Raw genomic sequence first — 24,382 nt, 5'->3', positions numbered from 1 at the left:
GCACCGGTGGAGATCCACATCGACCTGACCGGCACGCGCGGCCACCGCGAATCGATCTACCGGCAGCTCCGCGCGGCGATCCTGGCCGGCCGGATCCGGCCCGGCGAGGCGCTGCCGCCGACCCGCGAACTCGCGCAGCGGCTGGCGGTCTCCCGGACGACGGTCAGCGCGGCCTACGACCGGCTCACCGCCGAGGGGTTCCTGACCGGCCGCGTCGGCGCCGGCACCTTCGTCACGGCGTCCGCGGCGGCCCGGCCGGAGCCCTCGCCCGTGTCCGGCGTGCGGCCGCTGCCGGAGTGGGACGCCGTCCCGCCGCCCCCGGCGCCGTTCGCCCCGGCGCCGGAGTTCGACTTCCGGCCCGGCGTCCCTGACCTGACGCGGTTCCCGTTCGACACCTGGCGCCGGCTCGTCACCCAGCGGCTGCGGGCCGGCCAAGCCGACCTGATGACCTACGGCGACCCGCAGGGACTGGCGGCGCTGCGCACCGAGATCGCGCGGCACGCCGGGGTGTCGCGCGACGTCCGGGCGAGCGCGGCGCAGGTCGTCGTCACCGCCGGCGCGCAGCAGACGACCGACCTGGTCGCGCGGGTCCTGCTCCGCGACGGCGACCTCGCCGCCGTCGAAGACCCCGGCTACCCGCCGCCGCGGCTGGTGCTCGCGGCGCGCGGGATCCGGGTCGCGCCGGTACCGGTGGACGCGGCGGGCATCGTCGTGCGCGCGATCCCGGCCGGGACGCGGCTGGTGTACGTGACGCCGTCGCACCAGTACCCGCTGGGGTTGTCGATGTCGCTGGAGCGCCGGCTCGAGCTCCTCGACTGGGCCGAGCGCAACGACGCGGTGCTCGTCGAAGACGACTACGACACCGAGTTCCGCTACACCGGGCGGCCGCTGGAACCGTTGCACAGCCTGGATTCCCGCGGTCGTGTCGTCTACGTCGGCTCGTTCTCGAAGGTGCTTTCGCCCGCGCTGCGGCTGGGCTTCCTCATCGCGCCGCCGTCGCTCGTGCCGGCTCTGGTCAAGGCCCGGTACCTGACCGACTGGCACGCGCCGAACGTCGAACAGGCGGCGCTGGCGGCGTTCATGGCCGAGGGCGGCTTCGCCCGGCACGTCCGGCGGATGCGGAAGATCTACCGCGAGCGGCACGAGCTGCTGACCCGGTCGCTGGCTTCGTTCGCGGACTTCCTGACGCCGCTGCCGTCTTCGGCGGGCTTGCACCTGAGCGCGGTGGCCACGTCGGATTGCGGCCCGCTGGTCCGCGCGGCCCGCCGGCGCGGCGTGCGGCTGTACTCGTTGGGGGACTTCGGGGTGGGGGAGCGGCGGCACGGCCTGGTGTTCGGTTACGGTGCGGTCGCGGCCGAGCGGATCGAGCCGGGACTGGCCCGGCTGCGGGCACTGGTGGACGAGGGAGCGGCATGACCGACGACGTGATGGTGGCGATCGACGCCGGTCTGCGGCAGCACATCGGCGGCGACCGCGCCGGCGCGCACGCGACGTTCACGCAGCTGTGGGCGTCGATCGGCCCGGACGGCGACCCGTTGCACCGCGTCGCGCTGGCGCACCACATGGCCGACGTCTGCGACGACCCGGCCGAGGAGCTCGAGTGGGACCTGCGCGCCCTGGCGGCGGCGGACTCCCTGACGGATTCGCGGGCCCAGGAGTACCACGCGTCCCTGGCGGTGCGCGGTTTCTACCCGTCGCTGCACCTCAACCTGGGCGAGGACTACCGCAAACTGGGCGACCTGGCGGCGGCCCGCGAGCAGCTGGCCCTGGCCCGAGCCCGCCTCGACGCCCTCTGCGACGACGACTACGCGGCGGGAATCAGGTCGGCACTGGACGGCCTGGCCGAACGCCTCGGCTGAATCGGTTCGAATACCACGAAGACGCCCCGTTTGCCGGACTTTCGCGCGGTGCCGGGGGGACCTACCCTGTGGTGATCCAGCTCACCGACGGGAAGGATCGCCATGCGGATTGCGGATCTGCTGCGCACGAAGGGGACGGCGGTCGCGACGGTCACCCCGGACACCACGGTGACCACACTGCTGACCGGCCTGTCCGAACACAACGTCGGCGCGATGGTGGTCGTCGCCCCCGACGGCTCGATCGCGGGAATCGTCTCGGAACGCGACGTGGTCCGCCGCCTGAACGAGCGAGGCCCGGCCCTCCTGGACGGCCCGGTCTCGGAGATCATGACGAAGCTGGTGGCGAGCTGCGGCCCGGAGGATTCGGTGGACCAGCTGTCGGTCCTGATGACGGAGCGCCGCATCAGGCACGTGCCCGTGCTGGTCGACGGCCGGCTGGCGGGGATCGTGTCGATCGGCGATGTGGTGAAGAACCGGATGGAGCAGCTGGAGCAGAGCCAGGAACAGCTGCAGGCGTACATCGCGCAGGGCTAGCTTCGCGGTCCGGCTCGGCCGTGGCCGGGCGAGCCGGACCGCCTGTCTCACTTCGTGCACATGCGGCCGCAGAACGAATCGAGCGGCTTGTCCTCCACCGCACCACATCGAGGATTCGACGCGGCTCCGGTTCCGGCGGCTGAGCGTTTCAAAGGGCGCTGGCGAAATTCACTCCCGCCACCCCGACAACTCCACCCCCTTCGCCACATCCACCCGGTAAGAAAGCCGCACCTCGCCCGTCTCCCCGGCCCCCAGTTCCAGCTTCCAAGTGAACTCACCCAGTGCCGAAGTCTCCACCGGCTCCGGCGAAGTCTTCACGTCCTTCACCGTAACCGCGTCATCCCGGGAAACCGGCGCCTGATCCAGCACCGTCACCGAAGCCGGCCGGGGCCCGTAATTCCCCACCGAAATCCGGTACTCCGCCTCCCGCCGCTTCTGCCCCGACAACGCCGCCTTGGAAGCGGAACGACGCACCAATTCCCGCTCCACCCGGATCCGGTCGTCGACCCCCAAAGCCAGCTCCAGCTCCTCCCCGGGAGCCCAGGCCTCCAAGGACGTGGTCCCCACGAACTCCGCCTCGTGGAACACCGAAGCCCGCCCCGGCAACAGAGCCAGCGAAGAGGAATTGACCACGACCGCCCGCAGATAAGCCTCCTCAGCCAACACGGGCGCCGTCACGTGACCCAAAACCGCCGTGAGCGAAAGCTGGGCCAACGTCGTCCGGTGCCCCTGCGCCCCCGAAGGCACCGCCACCGGACGCGAAGGCCGGTAAGTCACCGCCGTCGTCCCCTGCTCCACGGACGCCAGCTTCGGCGCCATCAGAGTCGCGGCCGAAGCGGCGAAACCCCGCGCCCGCGCGCCCTCCGGAATCCCGCCCCCGGAACCCCCGTAAGCCGCCGCCGGGGCCGGGGGGACAGGGTGGACGCGGTCCAGGAACCACGGCGAAAGCTCCGGCACCACCACCGAAACCGCCGGCCGGGCCGTCGACAACGCCAGCTCGCACTCCGGCCAGTCCTCGCCCGTGTGCTGGCTGACCAGCCCGTACGACACCACCGTGACGTCGGTGCCGCGCACCCGGATGTCGTACCCCGGCGCCCAGCTCGCCCCGGGGACCACATAGGACAGTTCCAGCTCGGCCGAGCCCGACGGGTCCGAGATCTCCAGCTCTACCACCACCGATGTACTGTCCTCTTCGGACTGCGCGCTGTGCTCCGCGATCCGCCGGTCGAGCGCCGCGAGGTCCTCGCGCAGCCGGACGATCCGATCCGAAAGCACCCTCCGCGCCTTCAACGCCGTGGCCAGCCGCGAGCTCAGCGCGTCCGTCACCTCACCCACCCGCGCGGGCTCCGCCGTCCCCGCCGCCAGCGCCTTCGCGAAACTGCCGCCACTCCGCTTCGCCAGCGAAGTCAGCAGATCCACCTTCATCGCTTCGGCCGCTTCGTCGTCCACGACGCCGTCGAGCGTGGCCTGGTCCGCCCGCCGCTGCTCGACGAGGGCGCGCAGGGCGGCGTCGGCCGGGGAGGCGTGGCGCTCGGTGCGGACGTCGACGCCGGTGATCAGCGCCGGGCCCGTGCCGGTGACGCGCACCGACGCCGGGTCGAGGGCCAGGGGCAGGCCCGCGAACGTCAGGCGGGGCCCGCCGTCCAGTGGCGCTTTACCCCGGCGGGTGATCCGGGCCTGCTGCGGGTAGACGGTCACGGCGGCGATCGGCGCTTCCACGGTCGGCATGCCTCCGACGTTAGTCTCTTGACACCCCCGCGGCCGGGACGGAAGTCTCGGAAGCCGTCCGCTTCGCCCGGCTTGGGGGTTTGTGTGAAAGCCGCTGTCGTGCTCGCCGCCGTCCTCGCCCTGCCGCTGACCGCGGTCACCGCCGAAGCCGCGCCGCCGGGCCCGGTCTTCACCGGTGGCCAGGCGCAACCGGTGTTCGACCCGGCCGACGTCGTCCGCGAAGACGTCTGGGTCACCGCGCCGGTCGACAGCGACCACGACGGCGCCGACGACCTCGTGCACGCCCAGGTCGTCCGCCCGCGCGCGACCCAGCAGGGCCTGAAGGTCCCCGTCGTCTACCAGGCCAGCCCGTACTACGCCGGCGGCAACGACGTGGCCAACCACAACGTCGACGTCGAGCTCTCCGCGCCCGGGTACGCCCGCGGCCCGGAAGGTCCGCGCGTCGCCGCGCACGGCGTCGGCCCCGCCACCCCGATCACCTGGCGCTACCAGGACTACTTCACCGCGCGCGGCTTCGCCGTCGTCTACGGCGAATCGCTCGGCAGCGGCCTCTCGACCGGCTGCCCGACCACCGGCGACGTCAACGAGACGATCGGCGCGCGCTCGGTCGTCGACTGGCTCAACGGCCGCACGCCGGCGAAGGACGCGAACGGCGCCGCGGCGAAGGCCGAGTGGAGCACCGGCAAGACCGGCATGATGGGCGTCTCCTACAACGGGACGCTGCCCAACGCCGTCGCGAGCACCGGCGTCGAAGGCCTCGAAACGATCGTCCCGATCGCCGCGATCTCCAGCTGGTACCAGTACTACCGCAACGACGGCGCCGTCGTGGCCGCCGGCGGGTACCAGGGCGAGGACGCCGACGTGCTCGCCGAGTACGTCTACACCCGCGCCGACCGCCAGGTGTGCCGCCCGGTGATCGACGGCCTGACCCGCGACCAGGACCGCGTGACCGGCGACTACACGCCGTTCTGGGACGTCCGCAACTACCGCAACGACGTCGCCAAGGTGCACGCGTCGGTGCTGGCGGTGCACGGCCTCAACGACTGGAACGTCAAGACCGACCAGGTCGCCGAGTGGTACGACGCGCTCAAGGCCCACGGCGTCGAGCACAAGATCTGGCTGCACCAGTCGGGGCACGCCGACCCGTACTCGCTGCGCCGCGACGTCTGGCTCGCGACGCTGAACAAGTGGATGTCGCACTACCTCTACGGCGTCGACAACGGCATCCAGAACGAGCCGAAGGCGACGATCCAGCGCGAGGACCTGTCGTGGGTCGACGAAGCCGACTGGCCCGCGCCCACGACGGCCGACGTGCGCGTCTACCCGTGGCCCGGCGGCAAGGCGAAGGGCACGATCGACACCCGCAACCCGGTGCCGGGCAAGGCGGCCGTCGAGACCCTCGCCGACGACTCGTCGAAGACGATCGAGCAGCTCGCCGGCCTCGCGTCGTCGGGCAACCGGCTGCTGTACGCGACTTCGGCGGCGAAGCAGTCCGTACGCCTCTCGGGCACCGCGCGCGCCGACCTGGCGCTGGCCTTCGACCGGCCCGCGGCGAACGTGTCCGCGATCCTGCTCGACCGCGCCCCCGACGGCTCGTCGCACATCATCAGCCGCGGCTGGACCGACCCGCAGAACCGCATGTCCCCGGCCCGCACCGAGCCGATCACGCCCGGGCAGACCTACCGGATCGGCGTCGAGCTGATGCCGAAGGACTACGTCCTCGCCGCCGGTCACCGGCTCGAGTTCCTGCTCGCCTCCAGCGACCACGACTACACGCTGCGGCCGAAGCCGGGCGCGGGGCTGGCGCTCGACCTGACGAGGACGTCGGTGACGCTCCCGGTGACGGGCGGCAAGCCCGCGCTGCGAGCCGCGTTCGGCTGATGCTGCCGGAGCGGCTCCGCGCCGACGTCCGCACGCTGTGGGAGTACCACGACCTGCGGCACGAGCCGCGGCGCTCGGACGTCGGTGTCGGCCTCGGCAGCCGGGACCCCGGCGTCGCCGTCCACACGGCCGAGCTGTTCCACGCCGGACGGTTCCCGCTGGTCGTGTTCACCGGGGCGAACGCGCCGACGACGGTCGAGCGCTTCCCACGCGGCGAAGCGGTCCACTACCGCGACATCGCGCTCGGCCTCGGCGTGCCGGACGACGTGATCCTGGTGGAGCCGGCGGCCCGCAACACCGGCGACAACATCGTGTTCACCCGCCGGCTGCTGGCCGGGCGGGAGATCCGGTCCGTGACGCTGGTGACGCGGCCGTACCAGCAGCGCCGGGCCTACGCCACGGCGAAGCGGCTCTGGCCCGGCGTCGACGTCGTGTGCGCGTCGAAGGCGGCCTCGTTCGAGGACCACGTCACCGGGGAAGAGGACGTCGAGCGCGTGATCGGCATGCTCGTCGGCGAGACCCAGCGGATCACCGAATACGCCAAGCGCGGCTTCGCGATCCCGCAGCAGGTCCCGGCCGGCGTCGAGCGGGCGTCCGGCCGGCTGGCCGAAGCGGGGTTCACCCAGCGTTTGCTGCCCCGCGCCGATGATCACTCAATGTAACGATCACCGCAGGTCAGGCGACTCAAGGGCACCCAGCGAGAGGAGCCGCCATGACCTCGACCGCCGAACCCGCACTGGAGAGCCTGCGCGCCCACCTGTCCGGCACGGTGCTCACCGCCGGTGACCCCGGCTACGACGCCGCCCGGTCGGTCTGGAACGGGGAGATCGATCGACGGCCCGCGGTCGTGGTGCGGCCCGCCGGGGCCGCGGACGTGGCGGCGGCGCTCGCCTACGCGCGCGAGGCGGCACTCGACGTCTCGGTGCGCGGCGGCGGGCACAACTTCGGCGGCGCCGCCGTCGTGGCCGGTGGTCTCTGCCTCGACCTGAGCTCCCTCGACGCGATCAGCGTCGACCCGGCCGCCCGGACCGCGCGCTGCGGCGGCGGGGTGACGTGGGCGCGGCTCGACGCCGCCACGCAGGAGCACGCCCTCGCGGTGCCGGGCGGCACGGTCAGCCACACCGGCGTCGGCGGGCTCACCCTCGGCGGCGGCTTCGGCTGGCTCACCGGCAAGCACGGTCTTTCCTGCGACAACCTGCTCTCGGCCGAGGTCGTCACCGCCGACGGCGAGGTGCTGCGCGCGTCCGCCGACGAGCACCCCGACCTGTTCTGGGCGCTGCGCGGGGGCGGGGGCAACTTCGGCGTCGTCACAGAGTTCGAGTTCCGGCTGCACCCGGTCGGCCCGCTCGTGCACCTGGGGCTGTTCTTCTGGGGCCTCGAAGACGGCGCGGCCGCGCTGCGCCAGGCCCGCGAGGTGCTCGGCACGCTGCCCGCCGAAATGGGTGTGCTGGTCGCCGGGCTCAACGCGCCGCCCGCGCCGTTCGTCCCCGCGGAACACCACTTCCGGCCCGGCTACGCCCTGCTGATCGCCGGGTTCGCGGGGGAGGAGCAGCACGCCGGGGCGGTCCGGACGGCGCGGTCGGGGCCGGCGCCGCTGTTCGAGTTCGTCTCGCCGATCCCGTACGTCGAGCTGCAGCGGATGCTCGACGACGCCGCGCCGTGGGGGATCCTCGGCTACGAGAAGGCCGTCTACGCCGACGGGTTCAGCGACGAGGTCATCGAGGTGATCGCGGACTTCCTGCCGCGCAAGGCGTCCCCGATGTCGATCATGCCGATCTTCGCGCTGCGCGGCGCGTTCACCGAGGTCGACGACGCCGCGACGGCGTTCGGCGGACCGCGGCGGCCGGGCCTCGTCGTGAACCTGGCGGCGCTCGCCGCCGAACCGGCGCCGTTCGCCGTGGACCGGGCCTGGGTGCGGGAGTTCTGGACGGCGCTGGCACCGTTCGCGGCCAACCCCGGCGGCTACGTCAACTTCATGGCCGAGTACGAAGAGGACCGCGTCCGGACGTCGTACGGCCCGGAGAAGTACGCGCGGCTCGCGCGGATCAAGGCGCGGTACGACCCGCGCAACGTGTTCCACCACAACGCGAACATCCCACCCGCGAAGTGAGTCAGCCGGCGATGCCGGCTCGGTAGGCGAAGGCGACGGCCTGCGCGCGATCGCGCAGGCCCGCCTTGGCGAACAAGTGGTTCACGTGGGTCTTCACGGTCGCCTCGCTCACCACCAGGGTGCGCGCGATCTCGGTGTTCGACAGCCCCGCCGCGATCAGCCGCAGCACCTCGATTTCGCGCGCGGTCAGGCCTTCGACCTCCTTGACGCGCCGGGGCGCGCCGCGGGTGGCGGCGTCGACGAGCCGCCGCTGCAGCTCGCCGTCCACTGTGGACTGCCCGGCGGCGGCCGAGCGCAGCGCCCTGGCGATGGACTCGGCGTCGGCGTCCTTGGTGAGGAACCCGCGGGCGCCGGCGCGCAGCGCGGCCAGCAGCGAATCGTCGTCGGCGTACGTGGTCAGCACGACGACCTCGGTGCCGGGGTGCTCGGCGCGGATCCGCTCGGTGGTTTCGACGCCGTCGCAGCGCGGCATCCGCAGGTCCACCAGCACGACGTCGGGATGGTGCTCGGCGACCAGGTCGAGCGCGGCGAGCCCGTCGGCGGCGGCGCCGACGACTTCGACGCCGGGCAGCAGCCCGAGCAGCGTGACCAGGCCTTCCCGGACCACGGCCTGGTCGTCGGCCAGCACGACGCGCAGGGTCACGCCGGCACCGTCAGGTGAATCCGCCATCCGTCCTCCCCCGGCCCGCTCTCGACGTGCCCGTCGAGCAGCGCGACCCGTTCGCCCATCCCGCGCAAACCGTAGCCTGCCGCGGGCGCGTCCGGCGGGCGCCTGCCCTGCCGGTCGGCCACGGTCAGCCGCACCGAACCGTCGGCGTAGTCCAGCTCGACGTCGACGTCGGCGTGCGCCGCGTGCTTGCGGGTGTTGGCCAGCGCCTCCTGCACGGCGCGAACCAGCGCGGTGCCGACCGCCGGGTCCAGTTCGCGCGGCTCACCGGCGACTTCGAGGTCCGCGCGCGCCCCGCTGTCCAGCCGGTACGCGGTCAGGAGGTCCGCGATCGCGCGTTCCACCGGCACGGCGTCCTCGCGCAGCGCGGCCACGGCCTGGCGCGCTTCGGCGAGCCCGTCCGACGCCAGCTGCTGGGCCCGTTCGAGCTGCGCTACGGCGTCCGGGCTCGCCCCGTCGCGCACCAGCATCAGCCGGGCGCCCTGCAGGTTCAGCGAGAGCCCGGCCAGCGAGTGCGCGAGGACGTCGTGCAGCTCGCGGGCGATGCGGGCGCGTTCGGCCAGCGCGGCCGCGCGGGCGTGCTCTTCGTTGGCGGTCTGCGCGCGGGCGAGGGCCAGCTCGGTCTGCTCGATGCGGGCGAGGCGGGCGCGCCGGTTCAGCCCCATCAGCACGACCACGGCGAGGACCGCGTACGTCGACAAGGCGCTTTCCCACGGGTCCTGGCGGACCACCCAGACCGCGGTGATCAGCGCGACGTTCAGCCCGATCGCCAGCAGGATCGGCACCGGGGACTGCCGCAGGACGACGAAGAACGTCGTGCTGAACAGCGCGACCGAGGACAGGCTGCCCGGCAGGACCACCCACACCGCACCCGCGGACGCGATCACGGCGAGCGCCAGTGCCGCGGCCGGCGTCCGCGCGCCGAGGTCGTGGATCCACGGCAGCGGGATCGAGAGGGCGAGGGTGATCCCGATGAACACCCAGGCGAGCGCGTTCGCGCGGGGGATCGCGGTGATCATCGGCACCGCGACGAGCGCCCAGCGCAGCCAGCGCTGTGCCGGGGGGAACGTGATTCGTCGGGGCATCATGCCGGGTGTCCTCCGCGGGTGCTTGTACGGAAAATGTACCGACGCGAGCTTCCCTTCGTGGGGTCAAGAAGTCCCGTTTGTCAGGAGGTTCTCCCATGTCCAGGTTGCGACGGCTCGCCCTCCTCGCCGCCGCCGCGGCGCTGCCCGCGCTCGGCGTCACCCTCGCCGGTCAGGCCACCGCCTCGGCCGCGCCGAACTTCCAGGTGCCGTTCAAGTGCGGGGTCACCGTGACCGCCGCGACGTTCAGCGGCCACAGCCCGGCGTACTCCGTCGACTTCCAGAAGTCGGGCATCACCGGCATGCCGGTGCTCGCGTCGGCGGGCGGCACGGTGACGCGGGTGGCGGACGAGGGCAGCACCAGCTACGGGAAGTGGATCGAGCTGGACCACGGCGGCGGCTGGAAGACCCGCTACGCGCACCTGTCGGCCCAGGAGGTCTCGGTCGGCCAGTCGGTCACCGGCGGCAAGGAGATCGGCAAGGCGGGCGCGACCGGCGGGGTCACCGGGCCGCACCTGCACTTCGAAGAGCGCCTCGACGGCGTCGTGCAGAAGGCGAAGCTGAACGGCGTCGCGGTGCCGTACTACGGGCACACCGACTTCACCAGCAAGAACGGCTGCGGCGGCAACCCGTACTCCGCCGAAGAGGTCTGCGGCTCGGGCTTCTCGGTCATCGACCAGCAGGGCCTGGCGAACTCCTCGGGCACGGCGTACCTGCTGTACAACAGCTCGACCCAGGCGAACTGCGTGACAACGCTGAAGGCGACGTCGCTCGGCACGGCCAGCCCGGTCGCGGCGTTCCTCGAGGTCCAGGGCGCGGCCCGGGTGACCGACTCCGGCAGCTTCACCTACTACGCCGGTCCGGTGAAGAAGACGGCCGGCTCCACCTGCGTGAAGTGGGGCGGTTCGGTAGGGAGCAACACTTACGAAAGCGGCTTCGAGCACTGCGGGTGACCCGGGCCGGTCGGTGGGCCGGGCAGCAAAGCCCGCCCCATCGACCGGAACGGTTCGCGTGGTGGGGCTGGGTGGCATGGTCGGCCTCACCGACGGGAGCGGTCGGCGTGGTGGGGTCGGGCGGCATAGCCCGCTCCACCGACGGAGTGGTCGGCGCGGTTGGGCCGGGCGGCATGGTCCGCTTCACCGACGCGAGTGGTCGGAGCGGTGGGGTCGGGCGGCAGGGCCCGGTCCACCGACGGGAGTGGTCGGAGCGGTGGGGGCGGGCAGCATGGCCCGCCCCATCGACGGGAGCGGTCGGCGCGGCGGGGGCCGGGCGCCATGGCCCGCCCCATCGACGGGAGCGGTCCGCGCGGCGGGGGCCGGGCAGCATAGCCCGCCCCACCGACAAGAACGGTCCGCGCGACCGCCCCGGGCCCGGATCCGTCCACATCGGTCCCGCCCATCCACAGATTTGCCGCCACCGCCCCGACCGGCTCCGTCCTGCCCCATGGTGGAGGCATGACCACTGCCACCCCGGCCGGCCGGTTGCCGGTCGACCTCCGAGACCCCGCGCTGCTGCTGGCCGCGCTCCCGTACCTGGTCGGCTTCCGGCCCGAGAAGTCCGTCGTCCTGCTCGGCCACCGCGCTCCCGACGGCAACCGCGTCGGCCTGGTCCTGCGTGCCGACGTCCCCGGCAGGCAAGACCGCGCCCGCCAAGCACAGGCCCTCGCCCCACGGCTGGCGGCGGGCCACCACACGGGCGTGACCATCGCGATCGTCGGCGGCCGGCGAAGACCCGGCAGCCCGCCGCCGCACGCGGGCTTCGCCAAGCACCTGGCGGACGCGCTGGGCCAGTACGGCCTCCCAGTCCTGCACGCGATGTGGACCCCGCACATCACCCCAGGCGCGCGGTGGGCCTGCTACCAGGCCGACGACTGCGGCGGCGAGCTCCCGGACCCCCGCGCGACGGTGGTGGCGGCCGCCGCCACCGAGAGCGGCCAGGTGGCGTTCGACAGCCGAGCCGAGATGGAGGCGCTCCTCGACCCGCGCTGCCCGGAGGCCCTCGAGCGCCGGGCCGACCTCCTGGCCGGACTCCCCACCCCGAGCGGTTCCGACGCGGCGGCGGAGTTCCGGGCCGCGTTCGACCGCCAGCGCCGAGACGACGGCCCGCCGAGCGACGAGCAAGCCATCCGGCTGGCCGGCGCCCTGACACTCCCGCAGGTCCGCGACGCGTGTTTCAGCATGGCCGTCCCACCCGGCAGCCCGAGCGCCCGCGAAGCGGAGCGCCTGTGGCTCACCCTGGTCCGCGAGCTCCCGGCCCCCCAACGAGCGGCACCGGCCGCCCTCCTGGGCTACACGGCATACCTGCGCGGCGACGGCGCCTTCGCCGGCATGGCACTCGAGAACGCACTGGCGGCAGACCCGGGCCACGGCCTGGCGACCCTGCTGCTGAACGTGCTGAGCCGCGGCATGCCCCCGGAGGAGCTACTGGCCCTGGCAATGCACGCCGACCCGGCAGGCACGCGCGGCTACAACCTGATCACCCCGGACCCCGAGCCGAGCCGGCCCGGCTGACGCACCGTCCCCGGTGGACTGTCGCAAAGGGACGTTCGCCAGGCGCCTCAGCTCCGGGCGCGCGTCGCCCCCGATCCGGTCCGCGCGGGGCTCGCGCCGGGTTCTTCTCAGGCCAGGTCGTGCGCCTTCCCGCCGGCGCTCTTCCCCAGCCTGGTCACCGACCGGCACGAGCCGGGTGAGCGTGTCCCGGTGCGACCGGGGATGCCACCCCGACATCCCGAGCTCGGTGTAGCGGGCAGCAACCGGCTGCCTCAGCCCTCGGCCCGCCGACCCTGGGTGAACTCCCAAGCGTCGCGCACGATCCCGGTCAGCTCGACCCGCTCCGGCTTCCACCCGAGTTCCTCGCGGGCCCGGTCGCTGGCGGCCACGAGCACCGACGGGTCGCCCGCGCGGCGCGGGGCCACCACGGCCGGCACCGCGTGGCCGGTGACCTCGCGGCAGGCCTCGATCACCTCGAGGACGGAGAACCCGGTGCCGTTGCCCAGGTTGTAGATGCGGTGCTCGCCGGCGGTCGCGTGCTTCAGCGCCAGCAGGTGCGCGTCCGCGAGGTCCACGACGTGGATGTAGTCGCGCACCGCAGTGTGGTCCGGCGTCGGGTAGTCGTCGCCGAAGATCGAAATGTGGGCACGGTCGCCGGTGGCGACCTGCAGGACGAGAGGGATGAGATGGGTTTCCGTGGCGTGGCGCTCGCCGAAGGCGCCGTACGCGCCGGCGACGTTGAAGTACCGCAGGCTCACCGCGGCCAGGCCGTGCGCGGTGGCGAAGCTGGTGATCGCGGCGTCGATGGCGAGCTTCGTAGCGCCGTAGGTGTTGGTCGGCCGGGTCGGCGCCGACTCCGGGATCGGCGACTGCTCCGGCTCGCCGTAGGTTGCCGCGGTCGAGGAGAACACCAGCCGGGGCGTGCCGTGCTCCTGCATGGCCTCGAGCAGCCGCAACGACGTGACGACGTTGCCTTCCCAGTACTTCGCCGGCTCCGTCATCGACTCGCCGACCAGCGACTTGGCCGCGAAGTGCAGCACGCCGTCGAAGCCCTCGCGCAGCAGGCTGCCCGCCACCTCGGCGGCGTCGCCTTCGATGAACCGCGCGTCCGGGTGGACCGCGTCGGCGTGCCCGGTGGACAGGTCGTCGACCACGGTGACCTGGTGCCCGGCTTCGACCAGCCGCGCGGCGCAGACACTGCCGACGTACCCGGCTCCGCCCGTCACGACCAGCTTCAGGGCGTTGCTCTGCTCCGACACGTCCAGGCCTTCCTGCCGAGGGTGATGACGCTCTTCAGTCTTCCCCCTCGACGACGCGCGGGTCCGGGCGGGGGTTGCCCCGGACGGACCCGCGCGGCCTCAGACCTCGTCGCGGCCGGCGCCGCGGGAGGGCACCGCGGTGAACATCCGCGGGCGCCGGTAGCCGGCCTTCTCGTACGCCGCTTCGACGGCGGTTTTCACCCGGTCGAGGTCGGCGTCGCGGACCAGCGCGATCGCCGAACCGCCGAAGCCGCCGCCGGTCATCCGCGAGCCGAGGGCGCCGGCTTCCCGCGCCGAGTCGACCGCGAGGTCCAGCTCGGCCGTGGAGATCCGGTAGTCGTCGCGCATGCTGACGTGCGAGGCGTCCAGGTACGGCCCGATTTCGGCCAGCCGCCCGGCGCGCAGCAGCTCGACGGTCTCGAGCACCCGCTGGTTTTCGGTGACGACGTGCCGCACCAGCGGCACGAGCTCGTCCGGCAGCCGGCCGAGTGCGTCGGCGAGCCCGTCGTCGGTCACGTCCCGCAGCGCTTTCACGCCGAGCAGTTCGGCCGCCCGTTCGGTGCCGCGGCGGCGTTCGCCGTAGCCGCCTTCGGCGTGCGAGTGCTTGGTGCGGGTGTCGATGATCAGCACCTGCAGCCCGGCGTCGGCCAGGCCGAACGGCACCTGCTCCTGCTCGCCCGACCGCACGTCCAGGAACAGCACGTGCGACTCGGTGCAGCAGAGCGACGCCGTCTGGTCGAGCAGGCCGGTGGGCGCGCCGACGAAGTCGTTTTCCGAGCGCTGCACCCACCGCGCCACCTGAGGGCGCGTCGGGACGTTGTCACCGGGGGCGCCGAGTTCCAGGCCGGCCAAGCCCAGCAACGCCAGCGACACCGCGCACTCGAGCGCGTGGGAGGAGGACAGCCCGGCCCCGGACGGCACGTCCCCGGCGATCACCAGGTCGGCGCCGGCGGTGAAGCCCTGGTCGCGCAGCACCCAGGCGACCCCCGCCGGGTACGCGGCCCACCCGTCGACGGTGCCCGGCGCCAGGTCGGCGATCTTGAGCTCGCCGGAGCGCTGGATCTGGCCGTCGTCGCCGAGGGTGGCCACGGACAGGACGCCGTCCTCGCGGGGCGACGCGGCCGCGGCCAGGCGGTGCGGCAGGGCGAACGGCAGCACGAAGCCGTCGTTGTAGTCGGTGTGCTCGCCGATCAGGTTGACCCGTCCGGGCGCCGACCAGACGCCTGCGGGCGCGCTGCCGTGGACCGTGCGGAACGCCGCCACGGCCTCCGAAGCGGGGCTCACCTGGCTTGCGCCAGGACGGCGTGCAGCGCGGAAGTGGAGACCTGGGCGGTGGTGTCCCCGCCGGTGACCTCGATCGTGCCGCCGTTGGCCTTGCCGATGGTGACCGTGCCGCCCGGCACGATGCCGACGGACTTGAGCTCGGTCATCAGCGACTCGTCCAGCTGGACGTGCTCGGCGATGCGCCGGATCTCGACGCGGCCGCCACCGGTGCGGGCGAACTCGTCGAGCCGGACCAGGTCGGCCTCCGCGGGCGGGGCGGGGTCGCCGTCGCCCAGCTTGTCCAGGCCCGGGATCGGGTTGCCGTACGGGGAGGTGGTCGGGTGGTCGAGCAGCTTGACCAGCTTGCGCTCGACGGCTTCGCTCATCACGTGCTCCCACCGGCACGCCTCGTTGTGCACGTGCTCCCACTCGAGCCCGATCACGTCGACGAGGAGGCGCTCGGCCAGGCGGTGCTTGCGCATGACGGCGATGGCCAGTTCGCGGCCGTGGTCGGTCAGCTGAAGGTGCCGGTCGTCGGCGACGACGACCAGCCCGTCGCGCTCCATCCGGGCGACGGTCTGGCTCACGGTCGGGCCGCTCTGCTGCAGGCGCTCGGCGATCCGGGCACGCAGCGGGACGACACCCTCTTCTTCAAGCTCGTAGATGGTACGCAAGTACATCTCGGTGGTGTCGATGAGATCGTTCACGCTGTCCCCTTCGTCCGCGTTGCTCATCGTAGTCGTTGGCACCGACAGCGGCGGCGGCCCTGCTGGATACTGTGCCGCCGGTTACCGATCCGGCCCGTGGCCGCCTGCGTTCGGCCGGATCGGTGACGACTCGCCGGTGGGGGATGTGCCCGCACCCCGGCGCGGCCGGGCGCCGGGCCGCTGCAAGATGGGGGCATGCGTCCGCTGATCAGCACCACCGACCTCGCCGCCGCACTGGCGAGCCCGGCCGCCGAGCGGCCCGTCGTCCTCGACGTCCGCTGGCGGCTCGCCGGCCCGCCCGGCGCCCAGTCGTACCAGGAGGGTCACCTGCCCGGCGCGGTCTTCGTGGATCTCGACCGAGTCCTCGCGGCCGAGCCGGGCGACGGCGGCCGCCACCCCCTGCCGGACCCCGCCGACCTGCAGCGCGACCTGCGCGCGGCGGGCGTCCGCACGGGTCACCCGGTGGTGGCCTACGACGACGCCGACGGTTCGGTGGCGGCCCGCGCGTGGTGGCTGCTGCGCTGGGCCGGCCACGAAGAGGTGGCGGTCCTCGACGGCGGTTACGCGGCGTGGTCGTCGGAGGGACACCCGGTCAGCACCGAGCAGCCGTCCCCGGAGCCCGGCGACCTCGAAGTCCGCCCGGGCGCGATGCCGGTCCTCGACGCGGACGAGGCAGCGGCCCTGGCCCGCGACGGACTGCTGCTCGACGCCCGCGCCACCCCGCGCTACGCGGGCGAGACCGAGCCGGTGGACCCGCGAGCGGGCCACATCCCGGGCGCGGTGAACGCCCCGTTCTCCGGCCACATCGCGGAGAACGGCCGCTGGCACGCCCCCGCCCGGCTGGCGGCCCGGTTCGCGGACCTGGGCCTGCGCCCGGGCGAGCCGGTGGGCGCGTACTGCGGCTCCGGGGTGACGGCGAGTTCGGTGGTGCTGGCCCTGGAACTGGCGGGCCACCCGGGCGCGGGCCTGTACGCGGGCTCGTGGTCCCACTGGTCCCGCGACCCGGACCGCCCCGCGGCGACCGGCCCCCTGCCGGGCTGACCGGCTCGGCTCGGCTCGGCCTGGCTCGGCTCGGCCTGGCCCGGCTCGGCCTGGCCCGGCCCGACCCGGACCGTCCCGCGGCCACCGGCCCCCTGCCGGGCTGACCGGCTCGGCCCGGCCCGGCCCGGACCGTCCCGCGACCCGGACCGTCCCGCGACCCGGACCGTCCCGCGGCGACCGGCGACCGGCGACCGGCGCCCTGCCGGGCTGACCGGCCCGGCCCGGCCCGAGCCGGGAGGGTGGCCTCCGCCGCGGCGGAGGCCACCCGCTCCTTCAGGTCCGCACGGTCCCCCGAACGGCACTACAGTCGGGCACTATGTCGCCGGCCGTCGTTTGGGACTCCGCCCTTCTCGGTTATGACCTGGGTGGGGATCACCCGTTCAACCCCGTCCGGCTGGAGCTCACCGTCCGGCTGGCCACCGAGCTCGGGGTGCTCGACGACGTCCCGCTCCTCGTCCCGACCAGTGCCGGCGACGAGGAGCTGCTCCGGATCCACGCCCCCGAATACCTCGCCGCCGTGCGGGACGCGCCGCTGGTCGGGTGGGACGTCGGGCATGGGCTCGGGACGTCGGACAACCCCGTCTTCCCGGACATGCACGACGCTTCCGCGCTCGTCGTCGGGTCCACGCTGCTCGCCGCCCGCAAGGTCGCCGAAGGCGAAGCCACCCGGGCCGTCAACATCGCCGGAGGCCTGCACCACGCCATGCGGGACCAGGCGTCCGGGTTCTGCGTCTACAACGACTGCGCCGTCGCCATCTCGTGGCTGCTCGACCACGGCTTCGAGCGGATCGCCTACATCGACACCGACGTCCACCACGGCGACGGGGTCCAGGCCGCCTTCTACGACGACCCGCGCGTCCTCACGATCTCGCTGCACCAGCACCCCTTCACGCTCTGGCCGGGCACCGGCTACTCCGCCGAGACCGGCCGCGGGAAGGCCGACGGGACCGCCGTCAACATCCCGTTGCCGCCGCGGACGCGGGATCCCGGGTGGCTGCGGGCGTTCGGCGCGGTCGTGCCCTCGCTGCTCGCCGACTTCGAACCGCAGCTCCTCTTCACCCAGTGCGGGGTCGACTCGCACGAGGAAGATCCGCTCGCCGACCTCTCCCTCAGCGTCGACGGGCACCGCACCATCTACGCCACCCTCCGCGACCTCGCGGAGACCTACGCCGGCGGCAAGTGGATCGCCGTCGGCGGGGGCGGTTACCAGCTGATCCGGGTCGTGCCGCGGTCGTGGACGCACCTGATCGCCACCGTCCTCGACCGGGACGTCGACCCGGCGACGCCGCTGCCGCCCGGCTGGGTCTCCACCGTCTCGAAGGCCGCGCCGCACGCCGAACTGCCGAGCTCGATGACCGACGACCGCGACACCGGGTTCAAGCCGTGGGGCGACGGCGAGGACGACCCCGTCGACATCGCCATCCGGGACACGCGCCGTGCCGTCTTCCCCTTGCACGGTCTCGATCCGGACGACCCGAGGGACTGATCATGGCCGGCCGGGACCCCTTCGACTACCCCCGCGACTGGGAGGCCGACGTCGTGCTGTCCGACGGCGGCACCGTCCACCTGCGCCCGATCGTGCCCACCGACGCCGACGGGCTGGTCGCCTTCCACGGCAAGCTGTCCGAACGCACGCGGTACTTCCGCTACTTCGGCGCCTACCCGCGGATCCCGGACAAGGACCTGAAGCGGTTCTCCACCGTCGACCACCACGACCGGGTCGCGTTCGCCGCGTTCCTCGGCGACGACATCGTGGCCGTCGGGCGGTACGAGCGGCTGGACCACGGGCCGTCGGCGGAGGTCGCCTTCGTCGTGAGCGACGCGCACCAGGGGCGCGGGGTCGGCTCGATCCTGCTCGAACACCTCGCCGCCGCCGCGTCCGAAAGCGGGCTGCGCCGGTTCGTCGCCGAGGTGCTCGCCGAGAACGCCGCCATGGTGCGGGTCTTCCGCGACGCCGGGTACCAGGTCAGCCGCGAGATCGAGGAAGGCGTGCTGCACCTGGAGTTCGACATCGACCCGACGGAGGAGTCGCTCGCCGTCGCGCGGTCGCGGGAGCAGGCCGCCGAGGCGCGCAGCGTGCACAACCTGCTGCACCCGTCGTCGGTCGCGGTGATCGGCGCCTCCGCCGAACCGGGCAAGGTCGGCCACGTCGCCTTCGTGAACCTCCTGGCCGCCGCGTTCACCGGCACCGTCTACCCGGTCAACCCGGAGCACCGCGCGGTCCGCGGCGTCCGCGCGTACCCGTCGGTGCTGGACATCCCGGACCCGGTCGACCTGGCCGTCGTCGCGGTGCCCGCCGAGGCCGTCGAGTCCGTTTTGGACGCTTGCCTGGCCAAGGGCGTGAAGACGCTGCTGATCCTTTCGAGCGGCTTCGCCGAGGCGGGGCCGCACGGCCTGCACGCCGAGCTGCGGCTGGTCGGCGAAGCGCGGGCGCACGGCATGCGCGTGGTCGGGCCGAACGCGCTCGGCGTGCTCAACACCGCGCCCGGCATCCGGCTGAACGCCACGCTCGCGCCGCGGCTGCCCGGCCGCGGGCGCACCGGCTTCTTCTGCCAGTCCGGCGCGCTGGGCACCGCGATCCTCGCCGACGCCGAAGCACGCGGCCTCGGGCTCTCGACGTTCGTCTCGGCGGGCAACCGCGCCGACGTCTCCGGCAACGACCTGCTCCAGTACTGGGAAACCGACCCGGACACCGATCTCGTGCTGCTGTACCTCGAGTCCTTCGGCAACCCGCGCAAGTTCGCGCGGCTGGCCCGGCGGCTCGCGCGGACGAAGCCGATCGTCGCGGTGAAGTCGGGGCGGCACGCGGTGCGCCCGCAGCTGGCCGCGACGTCGACTGAGATCGACGAAGCCAGCGTCCAGGCGCTGTTCGAACAGGCAGGCGTCGTGCGGGTCGAGTCGCTGGCGCAGCTGTTCGACACCGCGCTCGTGTTCGCCCACCAGCCGCTGCCCGCCGGGCCGCGGGTCGCCATCGTCGGCAATTCGAGCGCGATCGGGCTGCTGGCCGCCGACACCGCGCGCATGCAGGGGCTGCGGCTGGCGTCGGACCCGGTGGACGTCGGCCCGCAGGCGAGCCCGGAGGACTTCGCAAAGGCCGTCGGCGAGGCGCTGACCTCGCCGGAGACCGACGCGCTGGTCGTCGTCTTCGCGCCGCCGATCGCCATTCCCGGCACGGCGTACGCGCGTGCCCTGCGCGAGACCGTGGTCGAACTGGGGCAGCGCAAGCCGATCGTCTCGACGTTCCTCGCGGCCGAAGGCGTGCCGGACGAACTCGCGGTGTCCACCGGCGACGGCGTGCCGACGCGCGGGTCGATCCCGTCGTACCCGAGCCCGGAACGCGCGGTGAACTCGCTCGCGAGGGTCGTCCGCTACGCGGCGTGGCGGCAACGCCCGCAGGGCACGCTCGTGCGGCCGCAGGGGATTCACACCGAGCAGGCGCAGGGCCTCGTGCGCGAGCTGCTGGACGCCGAAAGCGGCAAGACGACACTGCTGTCGGACACCGACGTCGTGCGGCTGCTCGGCTGCTACGGCATCGACGTCGTGCCGTTCCGGGTAGCGTCCACTGTGGACGAAGCGGTCACGGCGGCGGCCGAGTTGGGCTACCCGGTGACGCTGAAGGCGGTCGACGAACGCCTGCGCGGCCGCCCCGACCTGGCCGGCGTGCGGCTCGACCTGGCCTCCCCGGACTCGGTCCGCACCGCCTACGAAACACTGCGCGAGATCTCCGGTGACGACGACGTCTACGTCCAGCGGATGGCCCCGAAGGGCCTGTCGTGCGTGATCGGGCTGCAGGACGACCCCTCGTTCGGCACGCTGGTGTCGTTCGGCCTGTCCGGCCTGGTCAGCACCCTGCTGGGCGACCGCGCCTACCGCGCGGTGCCCCTGACGGACGTCGACGCGGCGACGCTCCTGCGCGAGCCGCGAACGGCCCCGCTGCTCACCGGCTACCGCGGCGACGAGCCCGCCGACCTCGCCGCGCTGCAGGACATGGTGCTGCGCGTGGCCGCGCTCGCCGAGGACAACCCCGAGGTGCGCTCCCTGGTGCTCGACCCGATCCTGGCCTCCCCGGACGGCGCGTTCGTCGCCAACGCCCGCCTGGTCCTGGGCCTGCCCCCGACCCGCCCCGACACGGGCCCCCGCCGCCTGCGTGCGATCAACCCGCTGGACTGAGCATGACCCTCACCGAACTCCTGTCCCGGCACACGACAGACCTCCCCGGCGCGGTAGCCCTCGTCGCGCACGGCGAGCAGGTCGAAGCCGCCGCCGTCGGGGGTGCTGACGCCAAGCACACCGTCCCGATGGCGCGGGACTCGCTCTTCCGCATCGCGTCCCTCACCAAACCGATCGTGGCCGCCGCCGTCCTCCTGCTCGTCGACGAAGGCGAGCTCACCCTCGACGCCCCCATCGCGCGCTGGCTGCCGGAGCTGGCGGCACCCGCCGTGGTCCGGACGCCGGACGGGCCCGTCGATGACGTGGTGCCCGCCGCTCGCCCGATCACTGTCGCCGATCTGCTGACCTTCCGGTGCGGGTACGGGCTCGCGGCCGACATGACGCTGCCCGCCGTCGACCTCCTCCTTCAGGTGCTCGGGCACCCGGCCGCGCCGCCTCGGGGGCTCGCCCCCGATGAGTGGGTGGCCGCCCTGGCGCAGGTGCCGCTGCTGCACCAGCCCGGTGAGGCGTGGCTCTACGACACCGGGTCGGACCTGCAGGGCGTGCTGATCTCGCGGGTCACCGGCCGCCCGTTGCCGGAGTTCCTGGCGGAGCACCTGTTCGAGCCGCTGGGCATGGCCGACACCGGGTTCACCGTGCCGACGCCGGCGCTCGGGCGGCTGACCAGCGCGTACCGCCGCGGCGACGCGGGACTCCGGCTGATCGACTCGCCGGAAGGCCGGTGGAGCACGCCGCCGTCGTTCCCGTCCGGGTCCGGAGGGCTCGTGTCGACGGCCGACGACCTGCTCGCGTTCGGCCGATTCCTGCTGGCCGAAGGCATGGCGGGCGACCGGCGGCTGCTGTCGCCGCGGTCGGTGCACGCGATGACCGCGAACCACCTGACGGCGGCGCAGCGGGCCGCCGGGCGGGCGTTCCTGCACGGCCAGGGCTGGGGGTACGGCGGTTCGGTGGACGTCGAGCCGGCGCGGCCCGGCGAGGTGGCGGGCCGCTACGGCTGGGTCGGCGGCGCCGGTACGGCCTGGCACGTCGTCCCGTCCACCGGCACGGTTTCCGTGCTGCTGACCCAGGTCGAACTCACCAGTCCCGAGCCGACGCCGCTCATGCGCGAGTTCTGGACGTACGCGGCTTAGAGTGCGTCGCCCAGCGCCAGCAGCTGCGGGGTCGCGGAGCCGAGCTCGAACTCCAGGCGCTTCGCCGCCGTGAAGTAGCGGTGCACCACGTGGTCGACGTCGATGCCGACGCCGCCGTGGACGTGCACCGTCGTGTGGGCCACCCGGTGGCCCGCCTCCGCGGCCCAGAACTTCGCCGTCGCCACGGCTTCGGTCGCGGGGAGGTCCGCGCCGAGCCGCCACGCGGCCTGCTGGGTCGTCAGGCGGACCGCTTCGACGTCGACGTAGGCGTCCGCGAGGCGCTGGCGGACCGCCTGGAACCCGCCGATGACGTGGTCGAACTGCTTGCGCTCGCGCGCGTACGCCGCGGTCAGCTCCAGGGCCCGCTCGACCACGCCGAGCTGCTGCGCGCAGACGCCCACGGTGCCGCGCAGGCGCAGCCACTCGCCGATGTCGCCCAGCGGGACGCCGGGTGCGTCGGACAGTTCCAGCAGGCAGGCGTCCGCGTGGTCGGTCGTGCGCTGCGGCCGCACCGAGACCCCCGGTGCGGCCGCGTCGACCAGGAAGACCTCGTCCGGAGCGGCGACCAGGAACCCGTGCGCGAACGCGCCGAACGCGACCGACGGCGCGCGGCCGGACAGCCGGCCGCCGGTGGCGGTGAACCCGGACAGCGCCACGGCCAGCACGCGCTCGCCGCGCAGCACCGGCAGCACCCAGCGGTCCACCAGTTCCGGCGTGCCGAACTCCGCCAGCGCCGACGCCGCCATCGTGATCGACGGCAGGTAGGGGACCGCCGCCACCGCGCGGCCGATTTCGGTGAGCACCGCGCACTGTTCCGGCAGGCCGAACCCGCCGCCGCCGAGCGACGACGGCAGCGCCGCGTCCAGCACGCCCGCCTGGCCCAGCGCCGTCCACAAAGGAGCGTCGAAGCCGCCGGTGCCGTGCGGGTCGTGGGTGACCTTGTCGGCGAGGATCCGCCGGCTCAGCGCGGCGAGGTCGGCCGACGCCTCGGAAGGGGTGAAGTCCATGGGGGCTCCTAGCGCGTGACGGGCAGGCCGAGTGCGGTGGCGGCGATCATGTCCCGCTGGATTTCGTTGGTGCCGCCGCCGAAGGTGAGGATGAGCGCGGACCGGTGCAGCCGTTCGATCCGGCCGGCCAGCAGCGCGCCCGGCGAACCTTCACGGACGACGGCGGCCGCGCCGAGCACCTCCATCAGCAGCCGGTAGGCCTCGATCGCGAACTCCGTGCCGTACACCTTCGTCGCCGACGCCTCCGCCGGGCCGAGCTCGCTCGCCGCGGCGGCCCAGGCGATCCGCCAGTTCCGCAGCTTCAGGTACTCCGCGCCGGCGTGCACCCGCGCGAGGTGCAGCCGCACCCATTCCTGCTCGATGGCGCCGGTTTCTTTCGCCCAGGCCAGGACGTCGGACAGCGCCTTGCGCACCGGCGCGGCCGACGTCAGCGCGACGCGCTCGTGGTTGAGCTGGTTGGTGATCAGCGGCCAGCCCGCGTTCTCCTCGGCCACGCGCGCCGACACCGGCACGCGCACCTCGTCGTAGTACGTCGCGCTGGTGCCCGCGCCCGCGACCGTGTGCACCTTGGTCCACGAAAACCCGGGCGCCGACGTCGGCACGATCAGCATCGACAGCCCGCGGTGCTTCTTCGCCTCGGGGTCGGTCCGCACCGCGAGCCAGACGTAGTCGGCGTACTCGATCAGGCTGGTCCACATCTTCTGCCCGGTGACGACGTACTCGTCGCCGTCGCGGACCGCGCGCGTCTTCAGCGAGGCCAGGTCCGTGCCGGCTTCCGGCTCGGAGTAGCCGATCGAGAAGTGCAGCTCGCCGGCGGCGATCTTCGGCAGGTAGAACGCCTTCTGCTCGTCGGTGCCGTAGCGCATGATGGTCGGCCCGACGGTGTTCACCGTGAGGAAGGGGACCGGCACCCCGGCGACGGCCGCTTCGTCGGTGAAGATGAGCTGGTCGAGCATCGGCCTGCCCTGCCCGCCGTACTCTTCCGGCCACCCGAGCGCGAGCCAGCCGTCCTTGCCCAGCTGCCGCACGATTTCCTTGTACGCGACGCCGTCGCCGTACTCGGCGCCGCCCGAACGCAGGCCGTCCCGGCGCTCGGGCGTCATCAGCTCGGCGAAGTACTCCCGAAGCTCGACGGCCAGCGCGCGCTGCTCCGGCGTGTAGTCGATCCGCACCCGTCACCCCGATCCGGCGTTATAGTAGAACCTGTTCTAGTTGTACCAGGGCCGGCGCGGTGGAGGAAGCATGGAGATCGGCGTTGATCGACTGGCGTGCGAGGCGAACGCGGTGTGCGTGGGCTTCGCCCCGGACGTCTTCGACCTCGACGACGACGAGAACCTGGTGATCCAGCCGGGCCCGGTCCCGGCCGATCAGGTAGAACGTGTTTCCGATGCGGTCAAGGGCTGTCCGAAGAACGCCCTGTTCATCGTCGGTTAGCGCCGTTCACTGAAAGGC

21 protein-coding genes are annotated in these 24,382 nt (G+C 73.4%); 13 read left to right on the top strand and 8 right to left on the bottom strand.

The window, feature by feature from the left end:
* The first annotated feature begins 6 nt into the window (after window positions 1-6).
* From pdxR to SD460_RS37990, 3 genes are all read left to right on the top strand, one after another.
* The gene (pdxR, locus tag SD460_RS38000) at window positions 7-1,416 is read left to right on the top strand and encodes a MocR-like pyridoxine biosynthesis transcription factor PdxR (RefSeq protein ID WP_318307437.1); all 1,410 of its coding nucleotides are present in this window, start codon (window positions 7-9) and stop codon (window positions 1,414-1,416) included.
* Window positions 1,413-1,859, top strand: coding sequence for a hypothetical protein (locus SD460_RS37995; protein WP_290058613.1), 447 nt, complete (start codon window positions 1,413-1,415; stop codon window positions 1,857-1,859). The genes pdxR and SD460_RS37995 overlap by 4 nt, the downstream gene beginning before the upstream one ends.
* A gap of 102 nt (window positions 1,860-1,961) precedes the next feature.
* Entirely contained in the window at window positions 1,962-2,393 is a 432-nt protein-coding gene (locus tag SD460_RS37990) for a CBS domain-containing protein (RefSeq protein ID WP_290058612.1), read from the top strand.
* A 168-nt stretch (window positions 2,394-2,561) separates the two neighbouring features.
* On the opposite strand, the gene SD460_RS37985 is transcribed toward SD460_RS37990, so the two are convergent.
* Window positions 2,562-4,121 (bottom strand): DUF4139 domain-containing protein, encoded by a 1,560-nt coding sequence (locus SD460_RS37985; RefSeq protein ID WP_318307436.1) that lies wholly within the window; start codon window positions 4,119-4,121, stop codon window positions 2,562-2,564.
* An 84-nt stretch (window positions 4,122-4,205) separates the two neighbouring features.
* Here SD460_RS37985 and SD460_RS37980 point away from each other — a divergent pair, with 84 nt between their 5' ends.
* The 3 genes from SD460_RS37980 to SD460_RS37970 are packed head-to-tail and all read left to right on the top strand — an operon-like array spanning window position 4,206 to window position 8,112.
* Window positions 4,206-6,002, top strand: coding sequence for a Xaa-Pro dipeptidyl-peptidase (locus SD460_RS37980; RefSeq protein WP_290058610.1), 1,797 nt, complete (start codon window positions 4,206-4,208; stop codon window positions 6,000-6,002).
* Window positions 6,002-6,664, top strand: a complete 663-nt coding sequence (locus SD460_RS37975) for a YdcF family protein (protein WP_290058608.1) — start codon at window positions 6,002-6,004, stop codon at window positions 6,662-6,664. The genes SD460_RS37980 and SD460_RS37975 overlap by 1 nt, the downstream gene beginning before the upstream one ends.
* 50 nt (window positions 6,665-6,714) lie before the next feature.
* On the top strand, window positions 6,715-8,112 hold the full coding sequence (locus SD460_RS37970) for an FAD-binding oxidoreductase (protein ID WP_290058607.1): 1,398 nt from the start codon (window positions 6,715-6,717) through the stop codon (window positions 8,110-8,112).
* Window position 8,113: 1 nt separating this feature from the next.
* On the opposite strand, the gene SD460_RS37965 is transcribed toward SD460_RS37970, so the two are convergent.
* Both SD460_RS37965 and SD460_RS37960 read right to left on the bottom strand, forming a co-directional pair.
* Complete coding sequence (locus SD460_RS37965; protein ID WP_290058616.1) at window positions 8,114-8,755, bottom strand: response regulator; 642 nt, start codon at window positions 8,753-8,755, stop codon at window positions 8,114-8,116.
* Window positions 8,752-9,867 carry a sensor histidine kinase gene (locus tag SD460_RS37960; RefSeq protein WP_290058606.1) on the bottom strand — a complete coding sequence of 372 codons (1,116 nt, stop codon included), beginning with the start codon at window positions 9,865-9,867 and terminating at the stop codon, window positions 8,752-8,754. Before SD460_RS37960 ends, SD460_RS37965 begins: the two co-directional genes overlap by 4 nt.
* Before the next feature lie 95 nt (window positions 9,868-9,962).
* Between SD460_RS37960 and SD460_RS37955 the strand changes: the two genes are divergently transcribed.
* Together SD460_RS37955 and SD460_RS37950 are read left to right on the top strand one after the other, a co-directional pair.
* Window positions 9,963-10,817, top strand: coding sequence for a M23 family metallopeptidase (locus SD460_RS37955; protein ID WP_290058604.1), 855 nt, complete (start codon window positions 9,963-9,965; stop codon window positions 10,815-10,817).
* A gap of 501 nt (window positions 10,818-11,318) precedes the next feature.
* The gene (locus tag SD460_RS37950; protein WP_290058603.1) at window positions 11,319-12,374 is read left to right on the top strand and encodes a DUF4192 domain-containing protein; all 1,056 of its coding nucleotides are present in this window, start codon (window positions 11,319-11,321) and stop codon (window positions 12,372-12,374) included.
* Window positions 12,375-12,625: 251 nt separating this feature from the next.
* Here SD460_RS37950 and galE read toward each other — a convergent pair whose 3' ends face one another.
* From galE to SD460_RS37935, 3 genes are all read right to left on the bottom strand, one after another.
* On the bottom strand, window positions 12,626-13,612 hold the full coding sequence (galE, locus tag SD460_RS37945) for a UDP-glucose 4-epimerase GalE (protein WP_290058602.1): 987 nt from the start codon (window positions 13,610-13,612) through the stop codon (window positions 12,626-12,628).
* Between the two features lie 99 nt (window positions 13,613-13,711).
* Window positions 13,712-14,896 (bottom strand): galactokinase, encoded by a 1,185-nt coding sequence (gene galK, locus SD460_RS37940; RefSeq protein WP_290058601.1) that lies wholly within the window; start codon window positions 14,894-14,896, stop codon window positions 13,712-13,714.
* On the bottom strand, window positions 14,893-15,609 hold the full coding sequence (locus tag SD460_RS37935) for an iron-dependent transcriptional repressor DtxR (protein ID WP_290058599.1): 717 nt from the start codon (window positions 15,607-15,609) through the stop codon (window positions 14,893-14,895). Before SD460_RS37935 ends, galK begins: the two co-directional genes overlap by 4 nt.
* A gap of 168 nt (window positions 15,610-15,777) precedes the next feature.
* Here SD460_RS37935 and SD460_RS37930 point away from each other — a divergent pair, with 168 nt between their 5' ends.
* The 4 genes from SD460_RS37930 (at window position 15,778) to SD460_RS37915 (ending at window position 21,923) form a co-directional block, all read left to right on the top strand.
* Window positions 15,778-16,623 (top strand): sulfurtransferase, encoded by an 846-nt coding sequence (locus tag SD460_RS37930; RefSeq protein ID WP_318307435.1) that lies wholly within the window; start codon window positions 15,778-15,780, stop codon window positions 16,621-16,623.
* Window positions 16,624-16,939: 316 nt separating this feature from the next.
* Window positions 16,940-18,109 carry an acetoin utilization protein AcuC gene (locus tag SD460_RS37925; protein WP_318307434.1) on the top strand — a complete coding sequence of 390 codons (1,170 nt, stop codon included), beginning with the start codon at window positions 16,940-16,942 and terminating at the stop codon, window positions 18,107-18,109.
* A gap of 2 nt (window positions 18,110-18,111) precedes the next feature.
* On the top strand, window positions 18,112-20,793 hold the full coding sequence (locus SD460_RS37920; RefSeq protein WP_290058594.1) for a bifunctional acetate--CoA ligase family protein/GNAT family N-acetyltransferase: 2,682 nt from the start codon (window positions 18,112-18,114) through the stop codon (window positions 20,791-20,793).
* A gap of 2 nt (window positions 20,794-20,795) precedes the next feature.
* Window positions 20,796-21,923 carry a serine hydrolase domain-containing protein gene (locus SD460_RS37915; protein ID WP_290058592.1) on the top strand — a complete coding sequence of 376 codons (1,128 nt, stop codon included), beginning with the start codon at window positions 20,796-20,798 and terminating at the stop codon, window positions 21,921-21,923.
* Here SD460_RS37915 and SD460_RS37910 read toward each other — a convergent pair.
* Window positions 21,920-22,930, bottom strand: coding sequence for an acyl-CoA dehydrogenase family protein (locus SD460_RS37910; protein WP_318307433.1), 1,011 nt, complete (start codon window positions 22,928-22,930; stop codon window positions 21,920-21,922). The two genes, SD460_RS37915 and SD460_RS37910, sit on opposite strands and share 4 nt — an antisense overlap.
* 8 nt (window positions 22,931-22,938) lie before the next feature.
* Window positions 22,939-24,102, bottom strand: a complete 1,164-nt coding sequence (locus SD460_RS37905; protein ID WP_290055548.1) for an acyl-CoA dehydrogenase family protein — start codon at window positions 24,100-24,102, stop codon at window positions 22,939-22,941.
* Window positions 24,103-24,172: 70 nt separating this feature from the next.
* Between SD460_RS37905 and SD460_RS37900 the strand changes: the two genes are divergently transcribed.
* Window positions 24,173-24,364 carry a ferredoxin gene (locus tag SD460_RS37900; protein WP_086859804.1) on the top strand — a complete coding sequence of 64 codons (192 nt, stop codon included), beginning with the start codon at window positions 24,173-24,175 and terminating at the stop codon, window positions 24,362-24,364.
* The last annotated feature ends 18 nt before the right edge of the window (window positions 24,365-24,382 follow it).

The organism is Amycolatopsis solani, assembly GCF_033441515.1.
GTDB lineage: Bacteria > Actinomycetota > Actinomycetes > Mycobacteriales > Pseudonocardiaceae > Amycolatopsis > Amycolatopsis solani.
This window is presented reverse-complemented; position numbering and strand designations above follow the sequence as displayed.